The 13107-nt window shown below is 36.8% G+C and carries 11 protein-coding genes; 2 read left to right on the top strand and 9 right to left on the bottom strand.

Going from position 1 to position 13107, the window contains the following annotated elements; translation table 11 throughout:
* Nucleotides 1-30: 30 nt before the first annotated feature.
* The gene (gene pnuC, locus PGN18_RS17420; protein ID WP_335320875.1) at nucleotides 31-693 is read right to left on the bottom strand and encodes a nicotinamide riboside transporter PnuC; all 663 of its coding nucleotides are present in this window, start codon (nucleotides 691-693) and stop codon (nucleotides 31-33) included.
* 146 nt (nucleotides 694-839) lie between these two features.
* Between pnuC and PGN18_RS17415 the strand changes: the two genes are divergently transcribed.
* Entirely contained in the window at nucleotides 840-1919 is a 1080-nt protein-coding gene (locus tag PGN18_RS17415; RefSeq protein WP_335320874.1) for a mechanosensitive ion channel family protein, read from the top strand.
* A 270-nt stretch (nucleotides 1920-2189) separates the two neighbouring features.
* Nucleotides 2190-2645: a hypothetical protein gene (locus PGN18_RS17410; RefSeq protein ID WP_335320873.1), complete on the top strand. Its 456-nt coding sequence runs from the start codon at nucleotides 2190-2192 to the stop codon at nucleotides 2643-2645.
* A 65-nt stretch (nucleotides 2646-2710) separates the two neighbouring features.
* Here PGN18_RS17410 and PGN18_RS17405 read toward each other — a convergent pair whose 3' ends face one another.
* The 8 genes from PGN18_RS17405 to PGN18_RS17370 all read right to left on the bottom strand — a co-directional run bounded on the left by PGN18_RS17405 (nucleotide 2711) and on the right by PGN18_RS17370 (nucleotide 13106).
* Nucleotides 2711-5005: a Tex family protein gene (locus tag PGN18_RS17405; protein ID WP_335320872.1), complete on the bottom strand. Its 2295-nt coding sequence runs from the start codon at nucleotides 5003-5005 to the stop codon at nucleotides 2711-2713.
* Nucleotides 5006-5635: 630 nt separating this feature from the next.
* Complete coding sequence (locus tag PGN18_RS17400; RefSeq protein WP_335320871.1) at nucleotides 5636-6019, bottom strand: iron chaperone; 384 nt, start codon at nucleotides 6017-6019, stop codon at nucleotides 5636-5638.
* A gap of 104 nt (nucleotides 6020-6123) precedes the next feature.
* On the bottom strand, nucleotides 6124-7110 hold the full coding sequence (locus PGN18_RS17395; RefSeq protein WP_335320870.1) for a pyruvate dehydrogenase complex E1 component subunit beta: 987 nt from the start codon (nucleotides 7108-7110) through the stop codon (nucleotides 6124-6126).
* A 249-nt stretch (nucleotides 7111-7359) separates the two neighbouring features.
* Nucleotides 7360-7971 (bottom strand): DUF4304 domain-containing protein, encoded by a 612-nt coding sequence (locus PGN18_RS17390; RefSeq protein WP_335320869.1) that lies wholly within the window; start codon nucleotides 7969-7971, stop codon nucleotides 7360-7362.
* Between the two features lie 68 nt (nucleotides 7972-8039).
* Complete coding sequence (locus PGN18_RS17385) at nucleotides 8040-8597, bottom strand: GNAT family N-acetyltransferase (RefSeq protein WP_335320868.1); 558 nt, start codon at nucleotides 8595-8597, stop codon at nucleotides 8040-8042.
* Between the two features lie 2 nt (nucleotides 8598-8599).
* The gene (gene tnpA / locus PGN18_RS17380; RefSeq protein ID WP_335320867.1) at nucleotides 8600-9040 is read right to left on the bottom strand and encodes an IS200/IS605 family transposase; all 441 of its coding nucleotides are present in this window, start codon (nucleotides 9038-9040) and stop codon (nucleotides 8600-8602) included.
* Nucleotides 9041-9169: 129 nt separating this feature from the next.
* The gene (locus PGN18_RS17375) at nucleotides 9170-12025 is read right to left on the bottom strand and encodes a PD-(D/E)XK nuclease family protein (RefSeq protein ID WP_335320866.1); all 2856 of its coding nucleotides are present in this window, start codon (nucleotides 12023-12025) and stop codon (nucleotides 9170-9172) included.
* 10 nt (nucleotides 12026-12035) lie between these two features.
* Nucleotides 12036-13106: a PDDEXK nuclease domain-containing protein gene (locus PGN18_RS17370; RefSeq protein ID WP_335320865.1), complete on the bottom strand. Its 1071-nt coding sequence runs from the start codon at nucleotides 13104-13106 to the stop codon at nucleotides 12036-12038.
* Nucleotide 13107: the final 1 nt, after the last annotated feature.

Genomic DNA, 13107 nt, shown 5'->3' with positions numbered 1-13107 from the left:
TCAAACTAGAATTACAAGAATAATTTCTCTTCATGTAGCTTTACTGTAACCCTTGTATTCTTTTATCCAATTCCACAGCGCAAAGCCGGCAATAATGGTGAAAATAAAATATTCGACTCCCATGAACTTAATTCCTTTAAGAAAATAGAGATAGGTGGCTACAATATCAATGATCAGCCATATGATCCAGCATTCCACTCTTTTCTGGATCATTAGAAAAGTGGTGATTACGCTCATTACAAAAATAAATGAATCAATGAAAGGGTAAGCGCTCGGTAAATTAAATAATAGGGGCAGCCAATTGTGGAGCTGACTTGCAAGTGTGCCTATTACTAATGTACCAACAATACCAATAGCCAGTAAATACAGAAACTGCCTTCGTGGCATAAAGCTGATTTTTAGCTCTTTATTTTTATCCTCTTCCTCCGGCTTTGGATTTTTCCATCGCCACCAGCCCATTATGTTGGTTACAAAAAAGAAAACCATTAAAAACATATCCGGGTAGAGCTGACTCTGATAATATAGAAAAGCCGATAAAAATACGTTCACAATGCCCATTGGCCAGCTCCAAACACTGGCTTTTGCAGAAAGTATAACTGAAATGATTCCGGTAGTTACAGCAAAGAATTCCAAATAGCTCATTTTATAGCCAAGGGCAGTAAAAAATATACTTTGAGCATCGAAAAATTCCATTTCTCTCTTTTAAAATGTATAAAATGCTAATGTAAATAATTTATTTTCGGCTATTGGTTTTCTATTGGCAAACAATCCAAAAATATAGCTGTTATAAAAATGTCAAATGGCTAATCGCCGCATTCACTAACCAGCAAATTTCGTTTATGCAATATCTCGACCAGATTTTCGGTTATCCTATTCCTTTGTTTTTTAAGAACCTTATTATCGGTTTGATAGCGGTGTTTCTCGGTATTCTAATCAGGTTTATCATTCACAAAACTTTTATCCTGCTTTCTCGCTGGTGGGATTTTATCATTATTAAATCGACGATAAAACATTTGCGGAGGCCTATTGCTTTTTTAATCCCCTTATTGTTCATTAACTTCTCGTTAACGCTGATGGAAATGTCGCCAACATACCGCCTTCCAATAAGCAAAGCATTGGAAATAGCCTTAACGGTTGTTTTTGCACTTATTTTAGTGCGTGCAATTAACGTTTTGGAAGATTATTTATATCTGAAATATGATTTAAATAAAGAGAATAACCTCAAAGAGCGGAAAATAAGGACGCAACTGCAGTTTATTAGAAAGTTTATTGTTTCGCTGATTATTCTGGTTACTGTTGCAATTATATTGTTGAGTTTTGAAAGTATGCGCAAAATTGGGGCTGGCCTGCTAACTGGTGTCGGGATAGGAGGGATTATCATAGGTTTTGCAGCGCAGAAATCACTTGGTAACTTACTAGCCGGATTTCAGATCGCTTTTACCCAGCCCATCAGAATTGATGATGTGTTGATTGTGGAAGGTGAATGGGGTAAGGTAGAGGAAATTACGCTAACGTATGTGGTTGTTAATATTTGGGACCAAAGGCGCTTGATTTTACCTATTACCTATTTTATTGAAAAACCCTTCCAGAACTGGACACGGGTTTCTGCTGATCTGCTTGGAACGGTTTTTTTATATCTTGATTATACTATTCCTATTGAACCGATGCGACAGGAATTAACCAGATTGTTGAATGCAAACCCCTTATGGGATAAAAGGGTAAATGTGGTACAGGTTACAGACAGTACTAAAGACGGGACCATTGAAGTGCGTTTTTTGATGAGCGCCTCCAACTCATCGAGAGCTTTTGATTTGAGGTGTTACGTAAGAGAGGCTATGATTGCATTTATTCAGAATAACTATCCGGATAGCTTACCTAAAAAACGATTAGAACTTCGGGATAAGTTTACGGCTTTGTAGTTTCCATAATCTAAAGAAGCTAAATCGATCTAATTTGTTTTAGATATTTGCTTCTTTAATACGGTTGGTTTGTGCTATCCGATCTTTAAAATCGAGTTGAGAAACATTAATTAGGACATTATTTATTATACCAGCCGTTAAAAAAACGGAATGCAATTTAAAAACTACCTAAAAGTAGGTAGTCTCGTTTACCTGATATATAGTATTTTAATTATAGCTACTGGTTTTGGCATTTTATTGGCATATGTGCTAAGAAAATGACAAAAATCTATGAAAAAAATTTCAACATTATTATCTCTTGCTATTGTTTTTTCGCTATTATTTTCTTGCAAGAAAGATTCAGATGCTACTCCTTCAAAAAGTGGTAAAACTGCAAAATTTACAATTACTGCAAACGGCGTGAATGCAACTGATGACTACGTTTCATTCGTTATTGTAGGCGGTGATACTAAAGGTACTAAAACCATCTGGAAGGTAAATGGCGTGACCAGAAACAATGAAGCTGCTATTTCTTTAGGAAAAGACGATTTTACTGGAAGTACAAAAACTTACGTGATTGAGACTGTACTACCAGTCGATGTAATTTCGGCTAGCGCACAGTGTATTAACTTTAACGCCAGTTATCAGATTAGCTATAAAGCGGAAATAGATGGTAAAGTGGTTACCAATGATGATGGTGTTATCGTTGACGTTAATAAAGATTATACCCATCAATTTGATTATTAATTCGCTCTCTAGTAATTCCCTAACTGAAAGCGGCACAAGTTTACCTGTGCCGCTCAGTAACTATATTATTTAAACATCCCTTTAAGCTTTGCCAATTTCTCCTGTAAATCGCCATCTGCATCTTTTGGTTCATTACGAGGCTTGAAGTTTTGTTTGTTATTGTTATTCGATTTGAAGTTCTGCTTAGGTTTCTGCTCTTTTAATTCCCGACTGCGGACTTCAGACTTAGGACCAACTTCGGTTTTCATAGATAGGGAAATCCTTTTGCGGGCGACATCAACTTCCATAACCGTAACCTCAACCTTTTGATGCACTTTTACCACATCATTGGGATTGGAGACAAAACGGTTAGCCAACTGGCTGGTATGAACTAAGCCATCCTGGTGTACGCCGATGTCAACAAAAGCTCCAAAATTGGTAATGTTGGTTACAATGCCTGGAAGTTTCATTCCCACTCTCAAGTCAGCAATCTCATTTACACCATCGGTAAAACTAAAAGCCTCAAACTGTTCGCGCGGATCTCGGCCAGGTTTAGCCAGTTCTTTTAAAATATCAGTTAATGTTGGTAAGCCAATTTCATCTGTTACATATTGCTGTAGTTTAATCTGTTTTTGCAATTGTGTGTCTTTCATCAACGCGGTAACGGTAGTGCCAAGGTCTTTAGCTATTTTATCTACTACGGTATAGCGTTCAGGGTGCACACCGCTGGTATCTAAAACATTTTCTCCGTTGCGGATACGTAAGAAACCCGCTGCCTGCTCGTAAGCTTTATCACCTAAGCGAGGTACCTTTTTTAAGCTTTCGCGGTTTTTAAAAGCACCATGTGTGTTTCTATAATCGACAATGTTTTTTGCTAAAGTTGGTCCTAAGCCAGAAACGTAGGCTAAGATCTGTTTTGAAGCTGTATTTAATTCTACTCCTACAGCATTTACGGCACTGATTACCGTATCATCTAAGCTTGCCTGTAGTTTATTTTGATCAACGTCATGCTGATATTGACCAACGCCGATAGATTTTGGATCAATTTTAACCAGTTCGGCCAATGGATCCATTAAACGGCGTCCAATTGAAACTGCTCCACGCACCGTAATGTCCTGTGTGGGAAATTCTTCTCTGGCCACTTCTGACGCGGAATATATTGAAGCGCCGCTTTCATTAACCATTACAATAGTAATATTAGGTAAATTTAATGCTCTGACAAAAGCTTCCGTTTCTCTTCCTGCAGTACCGTTACCAATGGCTATAGCTTCAATATGGTATTTCTCGCAAAGTTGCTGTATAGTAAATCCGGCATTTTTCACATTTCCCTGTCCGGTATGCGGATAAATTGCGGTATTCTCTAACAGTTGACCTTGTTTATCCAAGCAAACCACTTTACAGCCTGTACGGAACCCCGGATCTATTGCCATTACGTTTTTTTGCCCCATTGGAGCTGCCAATAACAATTGGCGCGCATTTTCGACAAAAACCCGGATGGCTTCTTCATCTGCTTTTTGTTTGGTAAAAACCCGAAGCTCGGTTTCCATGGCTGGCTCTAACAAGCGTTTATAACCATCTTCTAAAGCCTGTTGCACCTGTTTTGATGCTGCATTGTTGCCTAAAATAAACTGGTTCTCTAGAATGGCAATGGCCTCTTCTGCTGGTGGAAGTGCATCTAGTCTTAAAATCAGTTCCTTTTCACCACGGCGCATGGCTAAAACACGGTGCGATGCAGCTGTTTTAACCGGCTCGCTCCATTCGAAATAATCTTTGTATTTAATGCCTTCTTCTTCTTTTCCTTTAATCACTTCAGATTTAAAGACCGCTTTTTCCTGGAAGTAGGTTCTCATTTTTGTACGTGCCTCTGCATTCTCTGCAATCATCTCCGCAATAATATCCCTTGCACCGGCTAAAGCTTCATCAACCGAGTTTACTCCTTTTTCGGCATCGATAAATTGGTGAGCTGATGCATCTAAATCAAAAGTATTTTGCTCAAATATCTGCAGAGCCAATGGTTCTAATCCTTTTTCTTTTGCGACCGATGCACGTGTTTTACGTTTCGGTTTATAAGGCAGGTAAATGTCTTCCAGAAGAGAAATGGTTTCGGCCCCGTTAATCTGTTTTTCTAGCTCGGGTGTTAACTTGCCTAGTTCGGTCATCGATTTTAAAATTGCGTCGCGGCGTTTATCCAGATCGCGCAACTGCAAAACCCGATCGCGGATGGCAGCTACCTCAACCTCATCTAAACTACCTGTTGCCTCTTTACGGTAACGGGAAATAAACGGGACGGTTGCACCTTCATCTAATAAATTTATGGTTGCGGTTACTTGTTTTTCTGCAACTTTTAATTCGGCTGCAATTATTTTATGGTGGGTTAACATATCCTAGAGGGTGAAATTAAAAGAAGCAAAGCTAATCAGGATTTGCGGGATTTTAAGACCAATTTTTCCACGGACGGTAGTGGAAAAGTTCAATTGCATAAAAATAGTTGAGAAAGTTTGAAGATATCACTTGAAGTGTTCTGCTATTGGCACAGTATTTGTCTATCTTCAATTTGGGCTAACCAAATATATAATTGTAAAAATTGATGTCTAATTTATATCCACGATGTTGGAAATGCAACACACACTACCACTATCAAATACCTAGGCCTTGGGTGATTAAAAACCTGCTTTTTTTTCTTCCTATCAGAAAATATTTTTGTCCTCATTGCGTAACTGCCAGATATTCTTGGATAAAGTCGAAAAACGAAAGAAATTATTTAGAAAGTGAGCATACTGTTAAGACCATAGATAAAAAGAATAGGCAAAAAATAAATGATATTTCTTCCAAGAATAAATAATTCGATCTAAAATATTGCTTTTTGACAGAATGATTTTTTTCACATGAGCCAAATATACCTATTAGGGTGAAATGCAGCGATATTACGTTCTCCTCTTTCTTACTTCTGTCAATCTTTTTCAGCCTTAAATTTTGTGATCCTGCTAATTAAGTCTAAAGCAAAGGTTTATTTAAGGGAAACTAAACGGCGCCTTTACTCCATTTATAATCGGTAAACTTAGCTTTAAAAACTTCAATTCCTGCACCAGTGGGATAAAAACAATATGTTTTGCATAGCCGGCAAAATACGCAAGAACACCATTCTGTTTAAAGGCTGGCATTCTATAGCTGATCACTTCTTTCGCCTCTGGTACAGCTTCGTGTATCGTATCTCGGACTTGCTTTAACAGTTTTTGTGTTTCTATTGGAAAGTTGGCTATATATTGATCAATGTTTTCTGTTTTGGGTTGTTCCATTGATGATATTTTTGAATGGTGATCCTGTTTTAAGATGTAACAGATATTTAGCGAAGGCATAGGAGTCAATATTTTTGCAACAGAATATAAATCGAACATATCTTCAAGAAGATGAGTATAAAAAAATCCCCCAAATTGCTTTGGAGGATTCACATCTAAAAGATTTTCGCTATGCTCAGATCCGATAACTATCTGATGACATTTTATTTTTTAACGTACATGACATCTTTTACCGCTTTAACCACACGCTCTGCATTTGGTAAGCTTGCTGCGATTAAAGTTGGTGAATATGGAAGTGGAACATCTGCACAGGTAATACGTAAAACCGGTGCATCCAAATAATCGAATGCATGTTTTTGTACCATGAAGGCAATCTCGCCTGAAAGTGAAGCCAATGGCCACGCTTCTTCTACCACAACCAAACGATTTGTTTTTTTAACCGATTCGATAATGGTTGTATAATCGATAGGACGTACCGTACGTAAATCAATTACTTCAACGTTAATTCCTTCTTTGGCTAATTCTTCCACCGCAGGATTTACCACGCGGGTTAACATTTTACCAAAAGTTACAATGGTTACATCTGTACCTTCTTTGGTTACCTTAGCTTTACCAAGTTCAATATAATATTCTTCTGCAGGAACGTCGCCCTTATCGCCGTACATTACTTCCGATTCCATGAAAATAACCGGATCCGGATCAAGGATTGATTGTTTTAATAAACCTTTTGCATCATATGGTGTAGCGGGAACTACTACTTTTAAGCCTGGTGTGTTTGCAAACCAATTCTCGAAGTTTTGAGAGTGTTGCGCACCTAACTGGCCTGCGTTACCTGTTGGACCACGAAAAACCATAGGGCATGAAAACTGGCCACCACTCATTGATAAGATTTTAGCTGCTCCGTTAATAATCTGATCGATCGCAACTAAAGAGAAGTTAAATGTCATGAACTCTACAATTGGAATGAGGCCCGCTGTAGCTGCACCAGTTGCAATACCTGCGAAACCTAATTCGGCAATCGGGGTATCGATAATTCGTTTTGCACCAAATTCATCAAGCATACCCTGACTTACTTTATATGCACCGTTATATTCTGCTACTTCTTCACCTAATAAAAAAACGCGGTCATCTTTACGCATTTCTTCGCTCATGGCTTCGCGAAGTGCTTCTCTAAATTGGATTTCTCTCATTGTAAATTTTAATAACGGTGGCAAATATAATTATTAATCGCTTTGAAACCAAAGGCTAAAATGCCTATGTTTTGTAATAATTATAAGTGTTTTGCCTGATTATTTAACGGTATTTTGGTGGACTTTCCTGTTAATTCCTTTAAAGAGGAAATATTATTGGGCAATTATGTTTTTGTTAAGCTAATTGTATCAAAGCTTATGCTTTTTCCGAAATATCTTCTCCAAAATGTTTACTGTGTTGACAACTTGTTACGTAAGTTTGTATTTTAGTCCATAGTCAATAACATTTTGCTTATAATAAGGATTTCTAAATTTTTCGGACATCAATTTATTATATTCGTCTTTTGCGTTTTCATATAATCCGTATTCAGCGAATATGATTAATTTGGAGAGTGGATGTATATGGCAATTAGCAGAATCAAGCCATTTGATAAAATCATCTTTTGATTCGAAATTTTTAAAATATGGTAAAATCCAATTTTCAAGATTTAAATCCATTTCGTTAATGAGGATATTCGGATCCGTGTTTTCATCAATATCAAACCAAATATCACTTTGGTTTTTGAGCTGTCCAATTCGGCTTCTAATTGCGCAATCAGGTTCGAGAGGGTATTCTGGAAGAATGTTCTTGTGGTATTCATGGGTAAGGTAGTATTCTGGGATAAATACACCAATGTTTATCGTGAAATGGATTTTTTCTTTTGAATAATATGCACTTTTCTGAATGTTTATAATCAGTCCTAAATGCTCTTTTTTTAAGTAAAAGTTATTTCCTTTTTTCTTGAAGCCCAAAGGCTTCAGTTTATTATGGAAACTCTGTTTTATAATGAAGTCAAATTTCTGTTCGGTATAGGTTTTCAAAATAATATTTAATTAAATTTCTTGTAAGATAGACCCTGAAATAAATTCAGGGTGACGTTTAGCCTGATTTAATGATTTGGATTCAATAATCCATAAATTTCGCTATCCAGAAACTGGCCCCTAAAGTAGTAATCCTGTTTAAAGTGTGCCTCTTTTACAAAACCATGTTTGAGCAGCATCTGCCTTGAAGCGTCGTTTTTTACATTGATGTTTGCACTGATGGTATGTAGATTAACGTCGTTAAAACCAAAATCGATCGTTTGCTTTAAGGCTTCTGAGATAATTCCCTGCCGCCAATAATCAGGATGTAGCATATAACCAATTTCCGCCCTATGATTCGCGAAATCGGTACGCCAATACCCAATAGAACCGATCATTTGCTTGGGCTCATTTTTTAAGGCAATTACCCAGGCAAGGTTGTCGCCATTTTCATAACCATTTCTGATTCGGGAAATAAAATCTTTGACTTCAAAAATATCATTCGGTCTTTCCCTGTCGATATATTTCATTACCGTTTCATTGGTCCGCATGGAAAAAAGTGCTTCGGCATCGGTAAGATCATGTTCGCGGAGGATTAGTCGCCCGGTTTCGAGTATGGGGAAATTTGTAAAATTTAGAGTTAGCATTTTTAAAGATCATCTTTTTCTAAAGAAAAACCATACTTATCTGCAAACTCTTTGACTTCAAATTCAAATGATTTTTTTGCATGATGAAGCTCCTGATTTTTGATGTAGTTGGTGACAGCTTGCAAACCAGATTCACCAACTGATACAGCGAAATAATCATCTTGCCATATAAAAGGTATGTCTGTTAGCATATTTTTATTGATCCAGAACGACGATTCTCCTTTTATTAGCTGGGCCACTTTTGCAATTGTTTGTTCTCTTCCTAAAGATATTAGGCAGTGCATATGTTCAGTGTACCCATTAATTGCCTGTAGAAAAATAGATTTCTCTCTGCAATTTTCCATAATGTGCTTTTGAATTTTGTAACGGATATTTTTTGTTAAATAGGGATGTCGGTTCTTGGTTGAGAACACTAGGTGAACCCAAATTCTTATATACGACATAATTCATGGTTTGATTAATCTAAATATAAGGAATTTTTGCAGTCCGCTAAAGCAGATTGCGAAGAAACGCAATTATCTATTTATATTTTCCGATTTATTGCCATTGGCTTCAGCCAATATCAATGAGAATCACTTCCCAAATAAAGTTTTATAAATAGAATATTTGTAGTTATCCTCAACTTTGCTGGCCACAAAATAGGGGGCTTCGAAAAGTTCGGTCAGTTTTTTTCTTAATTCAGTAAGGAATTCTGGCTTGATTTCTTCCAAATAATCTCCTGATAGCGTTTGCCTGCCCGATTTAAACCAAACGCCATCTGCGCTCATGGTTTTTACCACATAGAGGTTTGGTTCTACAAAACTTTTGCCCGAAAACTGTTCGTACACATAAGTATATAGCAAGGTCTGAATTAGTGCTTTGTTAATATGTTTTCCGTCAGAATTGAACAACTCTGGGATATCTTTAAAAGTTAGCTTGTCGCTACCGGTTTTATAGTCAATAATTTTAGTCACGCCATCTTTAACATCCACACGATCGATAAAGCCAAAAATTTTAACACTGGCATCTTTTCCTCTAAGTGGGAAACTGATCTCGGCCTCAACCTTTTGCTCCAGACTAATGATCGTAAAAGGGGTTTGTGCTTCATCCTGATTTAAAATGATATTCACATAGGCCTCTACAATGGATAAAATAACCTTTTGCATGCCCTTATATTCCATGATCAGATCAGGATTTTTGAACATGACGGCGTTAAAGGATTTTTGTATCAGCGTTGGAATCTGTTTACGTTTTTCTTTAATCAGCGCGGCAGTAATTTCGGCAGATCTTAAATCCTCGTAGAAATACTCCATCACTTTGTGCAGGATGGAACCAATTTCGTTGGCTTCTACCACTGCACTGATCTCTTTAGGCTCTTTAATGCCAGCAATGTAATTAAAAAAGAAATCTATCGGATTTGAAATGTATTGTGTAAGTGCTGAAGGTGAAAGTACCTTCTTTTTATCGAGGTATTTTTGAAGTGTTTCCTGGATAAAGGCATTATTGGTTTTCTCAATTTTTACTTCCTTAAAGGGTTCAGTTTTTACCTCCAGATTAAGTTCATTATAGGTAAATTCAAATCCGCTTTCGTACTCCAGTTGCTTTAAAATTCTGCTGGCTTCGCCCGAGGTAGATTCATCGGTTAAGCTGTTATAGACAAAATTGATATTCTTTGCCCGTTGTAATAGACGGTAGACCATATAGGCTGAAATAGCATCTAAATTTTCTAAAACCGGTAGCCCATAAACGCGACGTATGGAGTCCGGAATAAAGCTATTGCCAATGGATGATTTGGGGATAATACCTTCATTGAAACCTAAAATCACCACTTTATCGAAATTCAGGTTCCGGGTTTCAAGTAATCCCATTACCTGTATGCCATTCAAAGGATCGCCTGAAAGTGGTACTGCAATAGCCTGTAATGATTTTTGAACCAGGTAAATGACAAAGGGAATTTCTTCTTTGCCGATGTGGTTGCTAAAGGTATCGTGTAACCTGTTTAATTCTTGTATGGTTTTTACAAATAGTTCTGCATCAATTTTTTTGAGTGTTTTTGCATTTGATAACCGGGTTAACACATAATCCAGAACATCTAAAAGATTGGTAACCACATGCTGTGGATCGTCGATTTTTTTATAAAAGGCTTCAAAAAGTCCACTTTGACGTAACAAACGTTTATGATCAATCTCCACCTGGTTTTCTTCCAATAATGCGGTTAAAATTTTATCACGCATTTTTTGGGTAAGGCCTGTTAAAGGATGTGTTAAAAAAGCTTCTACATTTTTGTAACTTACTTTATCCCGCTGTAAGATTTCCAGCTGACTCGCCAGCCACAAATCAACCAAACCAAAAATACTGGAGGTTGATAAAGCAAAACCCATGGTTACGTTAAGGTCAATCTCTTTTCCGTTTAGGTTGGTGGGTATTGTTTGCAGCGTGGGAATCAAAAGGCTCTCATCTGCCAAAACTACCACTGTTTTTCCAACCATTTCGGCTGCCGTATAATCCTCTTCTAAAATATTGTTCAGGATTTTGGCCTGCGCAGATTGTCCCTGAACCTTAAAAACATTTACCTGGTGCGGGGCAGATTTCATTAAACTTTTTTGGTCGGCAAACTCATTCTTCAAACCAAGTTGATTGATGTTTTTACGCAGAAACAAACCTGCTTCCTGAGAAGTATCATCTAAATAATACGTATCGGCATCGAAATAAAATAGTGCTTTACCAGCTTCCTGTAACTGGGTAAATATTTTGGCTTCGGCACTGCTCAAAGCATTAAACCCAACGAAAATGATCTTTCCTTTATCAAAATTCGAGATGAATTCCTGGTGATTGGTGATATCATCAGCCAGATACCGATAAACGGAACCATTGGTTAAATAACCTTGCTCTTTAAGTTTCGCGTGGTATTTTTGATAAAGTTTAGGCATTCTGCGCCACATCCTGATAAAAAGTTCCTGTTGTTTTTTATGTTTTCCTTCAGAATACGAGGTCCAGAATTGAGCAAGAAACTCATATTGCTCAGGACTTAAATAATCAAAATCTTTATTGATGACCGATATATCTTCCAGATCTCGGTACAGTTTTTCTGCATCTACCAAATCGGCATCAATCTGATTAAAATCGCTTAAGATAATTTTAGCTAAAGGAAAAAACTTATGACTGGAAATAGTTTCTAATTTTTCTTCGGTAAGCAGTTGATTATAGATCCGGTGTAAAGTGAAAAACTGCAGGTAAAAATCGGCTATTTTATAACTGGTAGAACTGGCAAAGAACTCCTGTATGGTAAAAAATGATGGACTGAAAAATGGTTTGCCGATAATATCTGCAAAGTGTTTCTGCAAATAGGCCGAAGGCCGTTTATTGTTAAAAACGATGGCGCAGTTTTCCAGCTGATTTCCAAACCGGGCAACTAAATCTTCGGCAACTTCCTGTAAAAATGGTTTCATGTGTATTGTTTTAATCGTTGCTTTGGTTTTTTAATTGCAATTCAATAATTGCCTTATCGTTTTCAATCCACTCTGCTAACTGTTTTTCTGTAGGTAAGTACATTTGGTATTTTGATGCAAAAAGTTGTTTGCTATCCTTCAACATAGAATATTTAACAACTGTTTCTTCTTTATCAGTACAAAGGATAATGCCAATTGTTGGATTATCGTTTTCCTGTTTTTTTAAATCATCAAACATCTTGATATACATATCCATTTGGCCAACATCTTGATGGGTAAGTTTATTGGTTTTTAAATCAAATAATACAAAACATTTAAGGATATAATTGTAGAAAACCAAGTCGATATAAAAATGGCTTGTTTCGGTACTTATTCTAAACTGCCTGCCTACAAAAGAAAACCCTTTACCTAGCTCTAATAAAAATTGTTGAAGGTGGTTAATTATCCTGGTTTCTATTTCTTTTTCATTGAGTGTAGAGGGTTGCTCGATTTTTAAGAATCCCAAAACGTATGGATCTTTGATGAAGTTTTCTGAAAACTGTTTATTGTTATCAGATGGAACTACCTCTTTTTGATTAGATAGTAGTCTTTGATAATATGATGAATTAATATTTCTTTCTAGTTCTCTTGAACTCCATTGCTGGTTTTCTGCTTCATTTAAATAATATATCCTTGCATGAACGTCATCCACTCTCATGATTAGTCGATGATGTGTCCAGCTTAAATTGCTACGCAGTGCGTAGTATATTTCATTTGTTTGATTATCAGTGTTATAAGAAATGCTACGCACTGCGTAGCAAATCTGCTCTTCGGGATAAGTTAAATAAAATTGCCTGAAATTTCGAAGATTAGCATACGAAAATCCTTTGCCGAAATCTGCTGTTAATTTTTTAGATAATGATTGTAAAATTTCGTCCCCATAGGAAGCTTTTGTATTTCCCCCCTGCTCGTTTTCAACTATTTCTTTGCCGATTTGCCAATAAGAAATTACCATAGCCGTATTAACTGCTTTGTAAGCATCGGACCGATATCTTTTCAGTATATTTAGTATATTGCCATATAAATCGTTTGCTTTTTCCATA

The organism is Pedobacter terrae, from assembly GCF_036946585.1.
GTDB classification, from domain to species: domain Bacteria; phylum Bacteroidota; class Bacteroidia; order Sphingobacteriales; family Sphingobacteriaceae; genus Pedobacter; species Pedobacter terrae_C.
The sequence above is the reverse complement of the archived record's forward strand: the minus strand, read 5'-3'. Positions and strand labels throughout refer to the sequence as shown.